15 protein-coding genes are annotated in these 15,128 nt (G+C 69.2%); 8 read left to right on the plus strand and 7 right to left on the minus strand.

Annotation, left to right across the window (positions count from 1 at the left end):
* Positions 1-36: 36 nt before the first annotated feature.
* The 3 genes from AB0L33_RS21865 to AB0L33_RS21875 are packed head-to-tail and all read left to right on the plus strand — an operon-like array spanning position 37 to position 1,638.
* On the plus strand, positions 37-897 hold the full coding sequence (locus AB0L33_RS21865) for a helix-turn-helix transcriptional regulator (protein WP_365683866.1): 861 nt from the start codon (positions 37-39) through the stop codon (positions 895-897).
* A complete protein-coding gene (locus AB0L33_RS21870; RefSeq protein ID WP_073965751.1) occupies positions 897-1,133 on the plus strand; it encodes a DUF397 domain-containing protein in 237 nt (78 codons plus the stop codon). The genes AB0L33_RS21865 and AB0L33_RS21870 overlap by 1 nt, the downstream gene beginning before the upstream one ends.
* Before the next feature lie 49 nt (positions 1,134-1,182).
* Positions 1,183-1,638: a YchJ family metal-binding protein gene (locus AB0L33_RS21875; protein WP_365683868.1), complete on the plus strand. Its 456-nt coding sequence runs from the start codon at positions 1,183-1,185 to the stop codon at positions 1,636-1,638.
* Positions 1,639-1,649: 11 nt separating this feature from the next.
* Here the strand turns inward: AB0L33_RS21875 and AB0L33_RS21880 are convergent, their stop codons facing one another.
* From AB0L33_RS21880 to AB0L33_RS21905, 6 genes are all read right to left on the minus strand, one after another.
* Complete coding sequence (locus tag AB0L33_RS21880) at positions 1,650-3,722, minus strand: MDR family MFS transporter (RefSeq protein ID WP_365683870.1); 2,073 nt, start codon at positions 3,720-3,722, stop codon at positions 1,650-1,652.
* A 55-nt stretch (positions 3,723-3,777) separates the two neighbouring features.
* Positions 3,778-4,605, minus strand: coding sequence for a hypothetical protein (locus AB0L33_RS21885; protein WP_365683872.1), 828 nt, complete (start codon positions 4,603-4,605; stop codon positions 3,778-3,780).
* 82 nt (positions 4,606-4,687) lie between these two features.
* On the minus strand, positions 4,688-5,902 hold the full coding sequence (locus tag AB0L33_RS21890; protein ID WP_365683874.1) for an acyl-CoA dehydrogenase family protein: 1,215 nt from the start codon (positions 5,900-5,902) through the stop codon (positions 4,688-4,690).
* Between the two features lie 4 nt (positions 5,903-5,906).
* The gene (locus AB0L33_RS21895; RefSeq protein ID WP_365683876.1) at positions 5,907-6,380 is read right to left on the minus strand and encodes an SCP2 sterol-binding domain-containing protein; all 474 of its coding nucleotides are present in this window, start codon (positions 6,378-6,380) and stop codon (positions 5,907-5,909) included.
* Between the two features lie 92 nt (positions 6,381-6,472).
* The gene (locus AB0L33_RS21900; protein ID WP_365683878.1) at positions 6,473-6,736 is read right to left on the minus strand and encodes a hypothetical protein; all 264 of its coding nucleotides are present in this window, start codon (positions 6,734-6,736) and stop codon (positions 6,473-6,475) included.
* A 217-nt stretch (positions 6,737-6,953) separates the two neighbouring features.
* On the minus strand, positions 6,954-8,168 hold the full coding sequence (locus AB0L33_RS21905) for a helix-turn-helix domain-containing protein (RefSeq protein WP_073965746.1): 1,215 nt from the start codon (positions 8,166-8,168) through the stop codon (positions 6,954-6,956).
* Between the two features lie 766 nt (positions 8,169-8,934).
* Between AB0L33_RS21905 and AB0L33_RS21910 the strand changes: the two genes are divergently transcribed.
* The 3 genes from AB0L33_RS21910 (at position 8,935) to AB0L33_RS21920 (ending at position 11,500) form a co-directional block, all read left to right on the plus strand.
* Complete coding sequence (locus AB0L33_RS21910; RefSeq protein ID WP_365683880.1) at positions 8,935-9,552, plus strand: hypothetical protein; 618 nt, start codon at positions 8,935-8,937, stop codon at positions 9,550-9,552.
* Positions 9,553-9,664: 112 nt separating this feature from the next.
* Entirely contained in the window at positions 9,665-9,895 is a 231-nt protein-coding gene (locus AB0L33_RS21915) for a hypothetical protein (protein ID WP_365683882.1), read from the plus strand.
* 93 nt (positions 9,896-9,988) lie between these two features.
* Positions 9,989-11,500, plus strand: a complete 1,512-nt coding sequence (locus AB0L33_RS21920) for a DUF6801 domain-containing protein (RefSeq protein ID WP_365683884.1) — start codon at positions 9,989-9,991, stop codon at positions 11,498-11,500.
* 69 nt (positions 11,501-11,569) lie between these two features.
* Here AB0L33_RS21920 and AB0L33_RS21925 read toward each other — a convergent pair whose 3' ends face one another.
* Positions 11,570-12,505 carry a hypothetical protein gene (locus AB0L33_RS21925; protein WP_365683886.1) on the minus strand — a complete coding sequence of 312 codons (936 nt, stop codon included), beginning with the start codon at positions 12,503-12,505 and terminating at the stop codon, positions 11,570-11,572.
* Between the two features lie 770 nt (positions 12,506-13,275).
* Between AB0L33_RS21925 and AB0L33_RS21930 the strand changes: the two genes are divergently transcribed.
* On the plus strand, positions 13,276-14,271 hold the full coding sequence (locus tag AB0L33_RS21930) for an ATP-binding cassette domain-containing protein (RefSeq protein ID WP_365683888.1): 996 nt from the start codon (positions 13,276-13,278) through the stop codon (positions 14,269-14,271).
* Positions 14,268-15,128 carry an ABC transporter permease gene (locus AB0L33_RS21935; protein ID WP_365683890.1) on the plus strand — a complete coding sequence of 287 codons (861 nt, stop codon included), beginning with the start codon at positions 14,268-14,270 and terminating at the stop codon, positions 15,126-15,128. The genes AB0L33_RS21930 and AB0L33_RS21935 overlap by 4 nt, the downstream gene beginning before the upstream one ends.

Below are 15,128 nucleotides of genomic sequence, written 5' to 3' on the forward strand. Positions count from 1 at the left end.
CACTGCACCCACATACAGCGCATGGGGAGGTCTGAAGTGAGCGAACCGCGGTCCGCCCCGACCGTGGGCCAGGTCGTTCTCGGCAAGCGTCTGCAGGAGCTGCGGGAGCGTGCCGGTCTGAGCCGGGACCAGGCCGCCAAGGTGCTGCGTGTGACGGCGGCGACGGTCCGCAGGATGGAGACGGCCGAGGTCGCGCTCAAGATCCCCTACGTCCAGGCGCTGCTGAAGGCGTACGGGATCTCCGACGCGGAGAACGACGCGTTCGTCGAGCTCGCGGAGGAGGCCAACAGGCCGGGCTGGTGGCAGCGGTTTCACGACGTGCTGCCGGACTGGTTCAGCATGTACGTCAGCCTGGAGGGGGCCGCCAGCCTCCTGCGCATGTACGAGCCGCACTTCGTCCCCGGACTGCTCCAGACCGAGGACTACGCGCGGACGGTGATGCGCACCGGAGCCGTCGGCCAGACCCGGCCGGAGGACATCGAGCGCCATGTGGCGCTGCGGATGGAGCGGCAGTCCCTGCTGACCCGGCCGGACGCCCCGCGCCTGTGGGTGGTGATGGACGAAACCGTTCTGCGCCGTCCGGTGGGCAGCCTCGGGATCATGCGCGCCCAGGTGGACAAGCTCCTGGAAGCGACGGCGATGCCGAACGTGACCCTGCAGATCGCAGAGTTCTCCACCGGTCACCACCCGGGGACGTACGGGCCGTTCGTGCTCTTCCGGTTCGCCGTCCCCGAACTACCCGACATGGTCTACAGCGAATATCTGACCGGGGCCGTCTACTTCGACGCGCGACCGGAGGTGGCCTCCTACCTCGAGGTCATGGACCGCATGGCGGCCCAGGCCGCGACTGCACAACGCACGAAGGAACTCCTCCGGGACTTCCGCAAGGAGCTGTGATGACACCCATATACAACGGCATGCCCGCCGCTGACCTCGGCTCCGAAGGCTGGTACAAGCCCTGGAGCGGTGGCAACGGCGGCAACTGCGTCGAGGCCATGAAACTGGCCGACGGGAGAATCGCCATGCGCCAGTCCGCGGACCCCGACGGTCCGGCCCTCATCTACACCCACCACGAGATCGCCGCGTTCATCCAGGGCGCCAAGGCCGGCCAGGCCGACTTCCTGCTGACCTGAGCCGCCCCTCACGTCGGGCCCGCGCATCGGCGCACGTCACAATGGACCCATGTCCCGACGCACCTCCCGCTCCCGGCGCCCGTCCGCCGCGAGCCCCCGCACCGCCCCTCTCCCGGAGATCAGCGCGGCTTCGCCGTGCCCCTGCGGGCTGCCCGCGGCCTACGCCGAGTGCTGCGGCCGGCTGCACGCGGGGGCCCCGGCGGCCACCTGCGAGGCGCTGATGCGGTCGCGGTACGCCGCCTTCGTCGTCCGGGACGCCGGGTATCTGCTGCGCACCTGGCACCCGGACCACCGGCCCGACGTCCTCGACCTCGACCCCGGGCAGCGCTGGCAGGGCCTGGAGGTCCTGGAGACCACGGAGGGCAGCGCCTTCCACACCACCGGCACCGTCACCTTCCGCGCCCACTACACGGCGGGCGGGCAGCAGGGCTCCCTCCACGAGAAGAGCCGCTTCGTACGGCACGAGGGCGCCTGGGTGTACGAGACCGCCGTCTTCGCGGACTGAGAGCGGGGGCCTCAGACCGGCGCGCCCGCCGGGGCGACAGGCGCCAGCTCCTGCGTCAGGTCCTCCGCCAGCAGCCGCTTCGCGATCACGTCGACCGCGGCGCGCAGCCGGGCGTCGTCCGGGCGCTCGCCGTCCTCGCCCAGCTGCTCGTTGAGCCAGCGCGCCCAGGCGTCGTTGATGGTCCGGGCCTCGCGGCTGCCGGCCGCGGTGTGCTGGAACAGATGGCCGTCCCCGGTGAGGAAGCCCTCCTCGATCATGCGGTCGAAGACCGGCACCAGGACCTCCGGCGGAATCCGGTGCCGGGACGCGATCAGCCGGAGCCCCGCGTGGCCGACCATCCGGGTGAACAGCTCGACCTGCATCACCGCCCAGGCGCCCGCCATGTCGAGCCGGGTGTCCGACTCCACGACGATGCGCCGTGCCGTCTCCGGGTCCACCCGCCGCAGCACCTTGGCCACCGAGAACTCCAGCAGCTGCGCCGAGTCCTGGGTGTTCGGCGAGGCGAAGCCCTCACCCATGTCCGTCGAGCCCGCCCGTACCGTGTCGCGCAGCTTCACCTGCTTGAGGAACAGCGCGACGACGAAGCCGAGCAGTGCCACCGGCACCGTCCACAGGAACACCGTGTGCAGGGTGTCCGCGTATGCCTGGGCCAGCGGCTCCGACTGGGCGGCGGGCAGCGCGTGCAGCCCCTCCGGGCTCTGCGACGCCTTCGCCAGCACGGCGGGGTCGCCGCCCGCCCGGGCGGCCTCGGTGATCCCGTCCCTGAGGTGCGGGCCGAGGGCGTTCGCGTAGATCGTGCCGAAGACGGCGGTGCCGAAGGAGCTGCCGAGCGTACGGAAGAAGGTGACGCCCGAGGTCGCCGTGCCCAGGTCCGCGTAGTCCACGGTGTTCTGCACGGCGATCGTCAGGACCTGCATGGAGAGCCCGATGCCGATGCCGAGCACCAGCATGTACAGCGACTCCAGCCAGACGCCGCTGTCCGGGCCCATCCGGGAGAGCAGGAACAGGCCCACCGCCATGACGAGCGAGCCGATGATCGGGAAGATGCGGTAGCGGCCGGTCTTGCTGACCACGTTGCCGCTGAAGATGGACGCGGCGAGCAGCCCCACGACCATCGGCAGCGTCCGCACGCCCGACAGGGTCGCCGAGTCGCCGTCCACGTACTGGAGGTACGTGGGCAGGAAGATCATCGCGCCGAGCATGGCGAACCCGACGATGAAGCTGAGGATCGAGCAGACCGTGAAGACCGGGTTGCCGAAGAGCCGCATCGGCAGCATCGGCTCCTTCGCCCGGAACTCGACCAGGCAGAACAGCGCGAGCGCCACGATCCCGAGGACGAACAGGCCGATGATGACACCGGAGCCCCAGGCGTATTCGTTGCCGCCCCAGCTGGTGGCCAGGATCAGGGCGCTCGCCCCGACCGTGACCATCGCGATGCCCAGGTAGTCGATCACCGGCCGCCCGGCCGCCTTCACGGACGGGATCGTCCGAGCCGCCGCGATGACCACCACGATCGCGATCGGCACATTGACGTAGAACGCCCAGCGCCAGGTGAGGTGGTCGGTGAACAGCCCGCCGAGCAGCGGTCCGATCACCGTGGACACACCGAAGACGGCACCGATCGCACCCTGGTACTTGCCCCGGTCGCGCAGCGGGATGACGTCGGCGATGAGCGCCATCGAGGTGACCATCAGACCGCCGGCGCCGATGCCCTGGAGTCCGCGCCACACGATCAGCAGCGTCATGTTCGTCGCCAGCCCGCAGAGGAACGAGCCGGTGATGAAGATGACGGCGGAAAGCTGGAAGACGATCTTCCGCCCGAACAGGTCGCCGAACTTGCCGACCAGCACCGTCGCCACGGTCTCCGCGAGGAGATAGGCGGTGACCACCCACGACATGTGCGCGGCGCCCCCGAGGTCCGAGACGATCGTCGGCAGCGCGGTGCCCACGATCGTCTGGTCCAGCGCCGCCAGCAGGATGCCCAGCACGATCGTGGCGAAGACGATGTTGCGGCGGCGCGGATCGAGCACGGGCGGCGCGGCGGCACTCTGCGCGGCGGGGGCGGTCTCGCTGGCAGTGGTCACCTTTGCACCCTCACATCGCCTCGTGTCACCCGCATGCGGGGAACGCCCGGACGTGTCAGGCCAGCAGGTCCCGCAGCGACGCCGTCATACGGGTGGCGAAAGCCTCCCGTACGGGGGCGGCTACCCGGTCCAGCGAGAGATACGGGTTGAGGTCTTCCAGTTCCACCAGGAGCAGACCGCCGTCCGCCGTCCGGCAGGCGTCCACCCGCTGGATGCCGTGGTCCAGCGTGTTCCACTCCACGAAGGACCGGGCGAACGCCAGGTCCGCCGCGCTCGGCTCGTACGGTTCGAGGACCCACCGCCGCTCCGGGTCCGGGGCGTGCAGCGCGTACTGGAAGTCGTGGTCGACGTAATAGAAGGACACCTCGTAGCGGAAGTCGATCCGGGGCTGGACGAGCAGGGTGCCGTCGGTGCCCGGTCCCAGTTCCGGCGTCGTCACGAAGCGCAGGCCCACCGAGTCCGCGCCCAGCTTCGGCTTGACGACATAGCCCCCGGCGTCCGGCAGCAGCCCGAGGTCCGCCGCCCGGTCCACGGTGGGTATGACCGGGTATCCGGCCCGGCTCAGGTCCACGAGGTACTGCTTGCCCGCCATGTCACCGCGCCCGGTCAGCGGGTTGTAGACCCGGGTGCCCAGCTCCGAGGCCCGGGCCCGGAACGCGTCGTACGCCTCCTGGTAGTGCAGGACCGGGCCGCTGTTGCGCACGACGACGGCGTCGAAGCGGTCGAGCAGGGCGGCGGCGTCGCGGGGGTGGCAGAGCGCGAGGTCGAAGCTCTCGCGCAGCCGCGCCGTCAGCCCGATGTCCTCGTCGCAGTAGCGCCGGCCGCGCGCCTCGTAGGCGAGGTCGGTGACGAAGAGGACGGACGGGCGCGGGACGGCGGGCATGGTGTTTCCCCGGGGTGCGGCGGCGGTGCGGACCCGCCCATCCTCGCGGGCCCGGTTCCGCGCCCGCCCGCCGCCCCCGCGTTCAGCGGATGTGGCGCCCCGAGATCGCCCGTGCGATGACCAGGCGCTGGATCTCGCTGGTCCCCTCGAAGATCGTGTAGATCTTGGCGTCGCGGTACATCCGCTCCACCGGGTGCTCCCGGCTGTATCCGGCGCCGCCCAGGATCTGGACGGCCTTCTCCGTGGCGGCCACCGCGAGTTCGCCCGCGCGGAGCTTGGACATGGAGCCCTGTCCGGCGTCGAAGGTGCGGTCGTTGCGGGCCATCCACGCGGCCTGCCAGATCAGCAGCCGTACGGCCTCGATCTCGGTACGGAGGTCGGCCAGGGCGAACGCGATCGACTGGTTCTCGATGATCGGCCGCCCGAACGCCTCGCGGTCGCCCGCGTACTCCAGCGCGTATTCGTACGCGGCGCGCGCGATGCCCAGCGCCTGGGCGCCGACCGTGGGGCGGCTGACCTCGAAGGTGGCCATCGCGGCCTGGCCCTTGGCGGTGGAGCCCTCGCGGGCGCGGGCGAGGCGGGCGTCCAGCTTCTCCTTGCCGCCGAGGAGGCAGTGCCCCGGCACGCGTACGTCGTCCAGGAAGACGTCCGCCGTGTGCGAGGCGCGCAGCCCCAGCTTCTTGATGGTGCGGCTCGCCGCCAGGCCCTCGGTGCCGGGCGGCACGATGAACGCGGCCTGTCCGCGCGCGCCGAGCGCCGGGTCCACCGAGGCGACGACGACGTGGACCTCGGCGATGCCCCCGTTGGTGATCCACGCCTTCTGGCCGGAGATCACCCACTCGTCCTTGGCCTCGTCGTACCGGGCCTTCGTGGTCATCGCGGAGACGTCGGAGCCGGCCTGCGGTTCGGACACGCAGAACGCAGCGACCTTCGGGTCGTCCTCGTCGCCGAAGCACTGGGGGACCCACTCGGCGAGCTGGTCCGGGGTGCCGGAGGCGAAGATCCCGGCGACGGCGAGCGAGGTCCCGAACAGGGCCATGCCGATGCCCGCGTCGCCCCAGAACAACTCCTCGTTGGCTATCTGGAGGGAGAGCCCCGACGGGTCGCCGTACATGTCGGCCAGCGACTCGAACCCGTAGAGGCCGATCCGCGCGGCCTCCTGGATGACCGGCCAGGGCGTCTCCTCGCGGGCGTCCCACTCGGCCGCAGCCGGGCGTACCACCTGGGCGGCGAAGCCGTGCACCCAGTTCCGCAGGTCCTGCTGCTCCTCGGTGAGCGCGAGGGAGAAGTAGCTCATCGGCTCACGCCTTCGGGATGTCGAAGTAGCGCGTGAGGCCCGAGGCCAGGCCGACGTCACCGGCCACCTTCAGCTTCCGCATCATGAACATGGTGATGGGGTTGCCGTTGCCGGAGACCAGCTTCAGGAACTCCGCGTCCGCCATGACCAGCGTCGTACGCGGCTCCGCCTCCGAGCGGCCCTCGCTGACGGTGCAGGTGCCGTCCGCGATCGAGGTCTCGTAGACCACCTCCGGGTCACCGGTGATCTTCCAGCGGATCAGCGCCTTGAGCGACCCGGCCGCCTCCGGGCGGAACTGCTGCTTCATCCGGCCGAAGACCTCGCCGAGCACCCGGGCGCGCAGCTCCCCGTGCATGATCTCGGCGAGCTGTCCGGCGGACAGCCCCTTCACGATCCGCGCGAACTCCTGGGGGGAGACGGCCGCGAAGTCGAGGGCTGCCAGTTCGTCGGTGACCTTGCCGCTGCTGTTGTCGGCCACGCCAGTTCCTTACTCTGGAGTAAACTTACTTTTGAGTAAGGTAAGGGTGCGGCGGTCTCTTCGCAAGGTGTGGCGCGGGTCGCTCCGCGCGGTCACCAGGCGGAACCGGGGCGCACCACCAGCCGGGGGTGATGGGCGGCGAGCACCTTGTTGGCGCGGGCCAGTTCCGACAGGGCCTGCTCGCGGTCGGCCTGGTCCTCGATGCCCAGCCGGGGGCCGCGGAACCTGCGGACCTCGCGCGCGGCGCAGTCGGCGTCGAACTCCGCCCGGAGGATGTGCGCGGGGGTGCAGGCGCCGATGAGCGCGGCGATGCGGTCCGGGATCGGGACGGGGACGAGGAGGTGCGAGGCGGTCATGGGGGGTTCCCTCTCGATGGTGGCCAGGAGGTCGGGCGTCGGACCGCCGGGTGGGCGGGCCGACTCCACTCCATATAACGAGACGCAGTTCCTGGTTTCTCGTTGAGTACGTCTCCGTGTGGCAACCGTTTGGGAATGACCGGCTATTTCCCCTTACCTGCAAGTAGGTTGACGTCGCGTGAAGTGCTCGTCGGGCCGAAGGTGCGTCGCGCGCTGTTCAGATGGGTGTGTCGTTGCTGCGGGCGCGCAGCTGCATGGCGCGGAGCACGGTCTCCGTCGAGAACCGCGCCTCCGGATCGACCAGTTGATCGCCGAAGATCGATTCCAGATTGCGCATCCGGTAGCGGACGGTCTGGGGGTGTACGTCGAGCAGCTCGCCCATCTGGGCCGCCGTGCCCCGGGTGTCGAGCCAGATCCTGAGGGTTTCGATGAGCCGTTCGCGCCGGTTGGCGCTGATGTTGGCCATCGGGGCGAGTTCACGGCGCGCGAGCTGGTCGAGGAGGACCGGGTCGGAGAGCAGCCACAGGGTGATGAGGTGGTCGTCGCAGAGGATGGCCGGCGCGTCGTCGATGACGCCCGCGTCCACGAGTTCCAGTACCCGCCGGGCCCAGCGGATCGAGTCCGAGGCCAGCGACGAGGGGACGGTCAGGCCGATGGCGGCCCGGACGCCCGGCAGCGCGTGTTCCAGCATGCGTCTTCGCATGTCGTCGAAGGGGCCCGGAATCAGTAAGTGCGGCTGCGGGTCGGTGAAGTCGACGAGTACGTCGCGGTCGATCGCCAGCCGGTCCAGATCGGGGGACGGTCGCACGGCGACGAGCGTCACCTCGTCCGGGAGTGTCCAGCCGGTCTGCTCGCACAGCTCGGCGATGGCCACCCGCGGCACCGGCCGCCCGGCGAGGATCAGATGGAGCAGCCTGCGCCGCAGGGTGTCCGTGTGGTCGTCGGAGGCGGACCTCACCTCCAAGTACCCCTCGCGCGACAGGGCCTCCAGCTCGTCCACGTAACTGAACAGCGCGTCCGCGAACGTCAGCATCATGGTGGGGGAGAGGTTGTAGCGCCTGCCGATCTTCTTCGCCCGGCGCAGCGCGACGCGGGCGCCCAGCCGGTACGCCCCCTGCAACTGGTCCAGGCTGCGCCCCTCGTACGCCTCGAACCGGCCGAACCTGCGGCACATCTCGTCGCGCAGGGCGGAGGGGGCGGCCGGTTCGGCGACCTGGTCCACGAACACGGAGATGCTCTGCTCCACGCCGACCCGGATGCCCTGGCCGTACGGGCCGTCGAGGAGGCGCGCGTACTCGGGATAGGCGCGGGTGACCTCAAGGCCGATCTCCTTGATGAGGCTGGGCAGTTCGGGCCGCACGATCGTGGCGAACTCCTGCGGCAGCGGTCCCAGCGGCTCGCCCAGCTCCGAGGGTTGCGCAACTCCCGGCATACCTTGACCCCTTCTTGCTCTTCGGCGCCCGATGGGGGGTGACGGACGGGAGAGCGCTCCCAACCGTCCTCAGGTGCGTACCAACGTCGGTTGCCGAAGATAGTCCACGCGTGTGGCCCTGAACACAGGCAGGACAAGACGAAATGTAGGGGGCACGTATCGGCTGGTTTCGGCCACCTGTCCGATCGGCCGCCGCGCTAGAGTCCGGCTCGCGGATCACTCGTGCGGTACTGATGCGGGGGACCGGATTCCGGTAATGCGGCGGTGGCTCCGACGCGTACTTCCGGCCCCCCGGGCAATGCCCCGCTCGCTATTCGCGGTGAATTCCACTGCGTCGGCGGGGGGAAGTCAAGAGCGCGGTGATGCGCCGGGCGCGCCGGGCGGCGGTGGTGGGGCAGGGTCCACGGCAGGGCTGTGACGTGGGGCGTTGGGAGGCGGTGGGGGCCGTTCCCTCATCGGGTGAGCAGGGGCGGGGGCGTCCGCCCCGGCGGAACCACTCACTTCTCGATAAAAAATCAGCAGGCCGTACTCGCTGCGCAAGCAATTTCTGAGAGGGAACGATGATTGTGGAGATTCTTTGTTCCGGTGTGTTGCGGAGCGACATTACCCGCCCGTAGCGTCATCGCCGAACGCAAGAGGTCGAGCAGCCCGTCAGGTCGGACTGCCACATTCCTGTCTCGTGACCCCCCGCCCCGGGAGCGCCGCTTACCCGGCCGGAAGTGGCCCCCCGGGGTCGGTCACACACCCTCGAAGGGAACCGGATTCCGTGAACACCCTTGCACGTAGAGCCGCAATCATCGTCACCGCCGGTGCCGCCGCCCTCGGGATGGCGGTCACCACCGCCTCCGCCGGCACCACGTCCTCGTGGTCGGCCTCGCCCAGCGGCCCGTACACCGCCCACGCGGTCAGCCCGACGCTGGACGTTCCGGCGGCCAGCCTGGAGTGTGCCTCCTCCGATGTGACCGACGGAACCGTCCACGCGACCAGCGCGGACGGTACGAACATCGCGACCATCGACGACATCACCTTCACCGACTGCAGTGTCGGCGGGCTCGGCTTCGACGTCTCGATGACCGTGTCGCCGTGGACGATCAACGTCACCGGGGTGAACTCCTCGAACGCCAACCGGGTCGACGGCACCGTCACCGGCATCGCCGCCCACATCGAGGGCTTCGGCTGTTCCGCCGACTTCACCGGCACGGTGAAGGGGTACTACGACAACAGCACCGGCGACCTGGTCATCGATGGCACCGGCAATGGTCTGAAGGCCTCCAACGCCGACTGCCTCGGCCTGATCAACGACGACGATGTGGCGGCCTTCAACGCCTCGTACCACGTCAAGATCACCTCGACCGGCACGTCGCCGGTGATCACCACGCCGTAAGGCTGATGGAGCACACAGGATCGGGCCGGCCGCGGAGCCTCTCCGCGGCCGGCCCGGCCTTCTCGTTGGGGGCGTCGTGCGTATGGCGTCCCGACTGTGAGGATGTGATGTCGTGAAACCTCGTGTGTCATCGCGACCGCCCTTGTCGCGGCCCTCGGCGGCGCTGTCTCCCCGGCCGATCGCCGGTATCCCGTGGCAGGTCTGGGCCAGTGGCCCGATCCCCTCGAACCCGAACCTCGAGGGCTCCTTTACCGGGCTCTTCGACAACACCACCGGCGAGCTCGACTTCGACGGAGACCTGATCATGTCCAAGGCCGCCTGCCTCGGGCTCGTCAACGAGTAGGAGGTGGTCCACTACAGCGCCAGATACCACGTGACCGGCTAGGCGCAACCCGGTACGAACCGCCGCTCGCACCCCGTGGAGGACACCCCCGATATGCACACCCAGATACCCGCGGCCCGCGCGGGGCGCTCCGTGAAGGTCGCCTCCGTCGCCGGACTGGCCCTGCTCGCCGGGCTGTTGTCCGGAGGAGGGTCGGCGGCCGACGAGAGCCCGGGGCCCGTCAGCCTGGCCGCAGCCTGCGGAACCGAGGACAGTGATGCGGCGGCCGTGGCGGCCACCGTGGCCCTGTCGGTGGATGTCCCGGACACGGGTGAGGTTGACCGGCCCGTACAGCCGGGGCCCGTCTCGTTCGCCCTCACGCTCTCGCGCGCCGATCTCGCTGGGCTCTTGCCGCAGGGCGCCGAGGCGGTCGTGAGCCGGGCCGCGCTCAAGGTGAAGGTCGACCAGAACGGCGAGTCCGCCGTGGCTTCCTGGGAGCTCAACGCGCCGAGCACGTCCCTGCCGGCCGACGGCGATGTGACGCTCGTCCACACCGGTGAGGTCCCCTACGTGACGTTCGGGTCCGCGGGCGATGTCGACTTCTCGGTGGGGGAGTTCACGGTTGAGCTGCGCTCCGCCACGGCGGCGCCCGAGGAGAGCGCACCGGCTCTGGCCACGGTGACGTGCCGGCTGAAGGAGGGGGAGAACGGACATGTCGCGACCACGCACGTGACCGCTGCCGGCGGTAGTGAGCCGTCCGGCTCCCCGGAGACGCCGGCCGTCCCGGCAGGCGGTGGAGCCGGAGCGAGGGACAAGGGCATCACGGTGGAACCCGCGGCCGCCGACGAGGAGGATCCCGACTTCTGCCCCGTCGAACCGCCGACGGGGGACGTGGACGCGAGCGAAGCACCACAACCGCCGCCGGGCGCGCCCGTCAAGGTTACGGAACTACCCGGCGTCTTCATGTGTGCCAACGCGGTGGGCCTGGCCAACGTGCAGAAGTTGAACGGGGCCATGATCATCAATGACCTCGATGCCCCGGCGCTCATCAGCGTCATGTCGTCGAAGCGCATAGCAAACCGAAAGGCGAGTGAGGCGGGTGGTCTGTACACCCGAATCGACTCGCTCGCAAACCTGAAGCTCCCGGATGCCGAGTCCACCTTCCTCACCTTCGGGTTCCAGCCGGTGACGGCAAAGGTGACTTTTGAGAACGGACCTATGACCATCTCCATAGGCAGCATCAATCCGGGCACGGGGAAAGTCGATTTCTCCAGGGTCTACTTCCGGCAGTCTCTGCGCCTCCATGACGTGAAGGTCAACGGCACCCCGCTGGATGTGGGAAACAACTGCAGGACGGCGACGCCGTTCAAGGTGGTGCTGGACGGGGGCGATTCGTACAAGAACGTGGCCATCGGGGGCCTTCTGGAAGGTGAGGTCGACATCCCGCCCTTCACCGGCTGCGGCACGGGCGGCGAGGACCTGAACCCGCTCTTCACCGCATCCCTCTCCGGGCCAGGAAACCGGGTTTTCATGAATCAGGCTTCGACCTGCATTCCGACCAACCCCACTCGCTCGTACTGCCCACCCCCTCCGGCGGAGCTACCCGGAACGAAGCCCGCCACGTAATCCACCCGGCACACTGAAGGGGCCGCCTCCACGAGGCGGCCCCTTCAGGGCTTCACGGCGCGGGAGCGGCTACCGCACGGCCGAGTGCCAGTACTGCGCCAGCAGCTTGCCCGCGTTGGGCGCCTGGTCGCGCGGCCTGTTCATCGTCGCCACGTACGTCTGCGCGTCGTCGAGCGTGACGTTGTTGTTGCCGGAGGCCGACGGCAGGCCCGTCTTCAGATTGACGGCCCAGTTCAGCGCGCCGAGCAGACCGCAGCCGTTGGTGCCGGGCACCGCGTACGTGGTGTCGGTCTGGGTGGCACCGAGCAGGTTGAGCCGGTTCATCTGGCCGGCCGTGTCCGGAGTGCCGTCGCCGGCGAACTTCTCGCTGGAGATGGCCGGCTGGGTCGCGTTCTGCGGCTTGAGCAGGATCGGGTCGGAGGAGGAGCCGATGTAGCACTTGTCGCCGAGGAGCGGGTTCTCCAGGTGGATGCGCACCGGGAGCGTGAGGATCGGCTTGCCGGTCGTCGTGCCCGCCACGAGCTGGAAGCCGGTCGGGGTGTTGACCGACTCGATGGTCGCCGTCACCCGGTTCAGGTTGACGTCGGTGAGCGTGTTGCAGATGCCGGTGATGACGGGCACGTCATTCGGGCACATGAGGCCGAGCAGGCCGCCCGGCACCTTCGCGGAGTCGGCGATGAGCGCGCCGCCCGCCGGGGAGACCACAGTGGACGTGCCGCCCGGGTGGTTGACCACGCCGACCTGGAGGTCGCTCGCGCCCACCGGCACCTCGGTGTTGCCGAGCTTGATGGAGCCGCTCGCCGAGTGGGACGACACACAGATCGCGGTGTCCGTCGCCCCGTCGGCCGCCAGCATCGCCGGGTCGTCGACCGGGCAGCGGCTGAAGGGCGCCCAGCTTCCGTTCAGCGTCGTGGTGGCGGCCGTGGCCGTGCCCATCGACGCGACGGCGGCGAGCGCGGTGAAGGAGGCCAGCAGCCCCACACGTACCCGGTTCGAGGTTCTCATGTCTTCCCCTTGTTTCCGATGTGCGCAGCGAATTGAGCACGGAATGCGGAATGCGGGTGCCGGGACGGCGTCGGACGGAGCCGGTACGAAATCCCATTCACCGAGCCGTGAGGTTACTGGCGGGAAACACCGGTACACAATGCCGTCGTATGAGAATCTACGGACGGGGTGCATATCTCCGTCAGTGATGAGTACGAGATCCGGCCTTCTTGTCACTTCCTGCGCAGACCTTCGCGGGCCCTGCGGTGACTCCGGCCGGTCAGATATGCGGAATCTCGCCTGCCACTTGTGTATTCGAGCCGGTCCCGAGCACTTCTCGATGCGCTGCGCGGCGCACGAGCCCTGCGGGCCGGCCCCGGAACTTGTCACCCGGAGACAGTTTTTCCGGCCGTTCTGCTCAGTCGATGAGAAAGAATCACCCCCTTCGCGCTCTCGCGCGAAAACTTGATGACCTGGTATTGCGGCCCAGGTTACCCACCCGTAGCGTCGCCTCCGTCAGTAACTCCTCCGGCGCGTCCGGAGATTGCTCACCCGTCGGCAGAGGGCCCGGACGCATGTCCGACCCTCTGGGCCGCGGGGTTCCGGCCTGCACCGACGGACGGCAGTGCGCAGTACTTCACAAGATCGGAACCGGAATTTGTCACCCGATGACAAACGGACCGGATCTTTGCGAATGGGCTGTTCAAGGGCTTGTCCTGGCGGTGCCGGTGAACTTAACGTGCGCCCCTCGGCGCACTTCTGTCACTTCGTGAGCGCATGCAGGAGGTGGGATGGGAATCGAAGTAGTGGTCGAAGGGCTCACCAAGTCTTTCGGCAAGCAGAACATCTGGCAGGATGTGTCGCTCACGCTTCCCGCAGGCGAGGTCAGTGTCATGCTCGGCCCGTCCGGGACGGGAAAGACGGTGTTCCTCAAATCCATCATCGGCCTCCTCAAACCTGAACGCGGGCGTGTTCTCGTCAACGGCGTCGACATGGTGAACGGCTCCGAGCGGGACATCATGGAGACCCGCAAGCTCTTCGGTCTCATGTTCCAGGACGGCGCCCTTTTCGGGTCCATGTCGCTTTTCGACAACATCGCGTTCCCGCTCCGGGAGCACACCCGCAAGAAGGAATCCGAGATCCACCGCATCGTCATGGAGCGGATCGACGTCGTGGGCCTCCTGGGCGCCGAGAACAAGCTGCCCGGTGAGATATCCGGCGGTATGCGCAAGCGCGCCGGCCTCGCCCGGGCCCTCGTCCTCGACCCGCAGATCATCCTCTGCGACGAACCGGACTCCGGCCTCGACCCGGTCCGCACCGCGTACATCTCCCAGCTCCTCGTCGACCTCAACGCGCAGATCGACGCGACGATGCTCATCGTCACCCACAACCTCGACATCGCCTCCACCGTGCCGGACAACATGGGGATGCTGTTCTGCCGCAACCTCGTCACCTTCGGGCCCCGCGAGGTGCTGCTCACCAGTGATCTGCCCGTCGTCAACCAGTTCCTCGCCGGCCGCTGCGAGGGGCCGATCGGCATGTCCGAGGAGAAGGACGCCGCCACCCTCGCCGCCGAGGAGCGACACGGCTACAGCCAGGGCATCAGCTCGGCCAACGCCCCGCGCACCGTCGTCCCCCAGCTGGAGCCCTCGCCCGGCCTGCCGGTGCGCCAGGGCGCCCTGCGCCGCCGGGAACGCGTCATGTCGATGCTCGGCGAGCTGCCGGAGGCCGCCCGTACCGCGATCCTCAACAGCTACAGCCCGGCCGTGGGCGGTGGACGCCTGTGACCGCCCCCCTGCCCGTACGGCCCCCCGGCGAACCGGAGCCGGTGGACCGAGCCCCGGAGCCCGCTCAGGCGCCCGAGGCCCCGCGCCCCAGCAAGCTCGCCGCGCCGCTGCGCGAGACCGGGCGGCTGTTCGCGCTCGCCGGGACCGTGACCCGGGAGACCTTCCGACGGCCCTTCCAAGTGCGGGAGTTCATCGAGCAGTTCTGGTTCGTCGCCAGTGTGACCATCCTGCCCGCCGCCCTCGTCTCCATTCCGTTCGGCGCGGTCATCGCCCTCCAGGTCGGCTCGCTCACCCAGCAGCTCGGCGCCCAGTCCTTCACCGGCGGCGCCAGCGTCCTCGCCGTCATCCAGCAGGCCAGCCCGATCATCGTGGCCCTGCTGGTCTCCGGGGCCGCCGGCTCCGCGATCTGCGCCGACCTCGGCTCCCGCAAGATCCGCGAGGAGCTGGACGCCATGGAGGTCATGGGCGTCTCGCCCGTGCAGCGCCTCGTCGTCCCGCGCGTGCTCGCCACCATGCTCGTCGCCGTCCTGCTCAACGGCCTGGTCTCCGTCGTCGGCACCCTCGGCGGCTACTTCTTCAACGTGATCCTGCAGCACGGCACCCCGGGCGCGTACCTCTCCAGCTTCTCGGCCCTCGCCCAGCTGCCCGACCTCTACGTCAGCGAGGTCAAGGCGCTGATCTTCGGCTTCATCGCCGGCATCGTCGCCGCCTACCGCGGCCTCAACCCGCGTGGCGGCCCGAAGGGGGTGGGCGACGCGGTCAACCAGTCCGTCGTCATCACCTTCATGCTGCTGTTCTTCGTGAACATGGTCCTCACGGCGATCTACCTGCAGATCGTCCCCGCGAAGGGGAGCTGA

This window comes from Streptomyces sp. NPDC052299, assembly GCF_040679335.1.
In the GTDB taxonomy this organism is placed as follows: Bacteria; Actinomycetota; Actinomycetes; order Streptomycetales; family Streptomycetaceae; genus Streptomyces.

Coding starts and splice junctions, on each gene's coding strand:
- AB0L33_RS21870 (WP_073965751.1), top strand. CDS start 897: ATGACACCCATATACAACGGCATGCCCGCCGCTGACCTCGGCTCCGAA.
- AB0L33_RS21875 (WP_365683868.1), top strand. CDS start 1,183: ATGTCCCGACGCACCTCCCGCTCCCGGCGCCCGTCCGCCGCGAGCCCC.
- AB0L33_RS21885 (WP_365683872.1), bottom strand. CDS start 4,605: ATGCCCGCCGTCCCGCGCCCGTCCGTCCTCTTCGTCACCGACCTCGCC.
- AB0L33_RS21890 (WP_365683874.1), bottom strand. CDS start 5,902: ATGAGCTACTTCTCCCTCGCGCTCACCGAGGAGCAGCAGGACCTGCGG.
- AB0L33_RS21900 (WP_365683878.1), bottom strand. CDS start 6,736: ATGACCGCCTCGCACCTCCTCGTCCCCGTCCCGATCCCGGACCGCATC.
- AB0L33_RS21905 (WP_073965746.1), bottom strand. CDS start 8,168: ATGCCGGGAGTTGCGCAACCCTCGGAGCTGGGCGAGCCGCTGGGACCG.
- AB0L33_RS21920 (WP_365683884.1), top strand. CDS start 9,989: ATGCACACCCAGATACCCGCGGCCCGCGCGGGGCGCTCCGTGAAGGTC.
- AB0L33_RS21925 (WP_365683886.1), bottom strand. CDS start 12,505: ATGAGAACCTCGAACCGGGTACGTGTGGGGCTGCTGGCCTCCTTCACC.
- AB0L33_RS21930 (WP_365683888.1), top strand. CDS start 13,276: ATGGGAATCGAAGTAGTGGTCGAAGGGCTCACCAAGTCTTTCGGCAAG.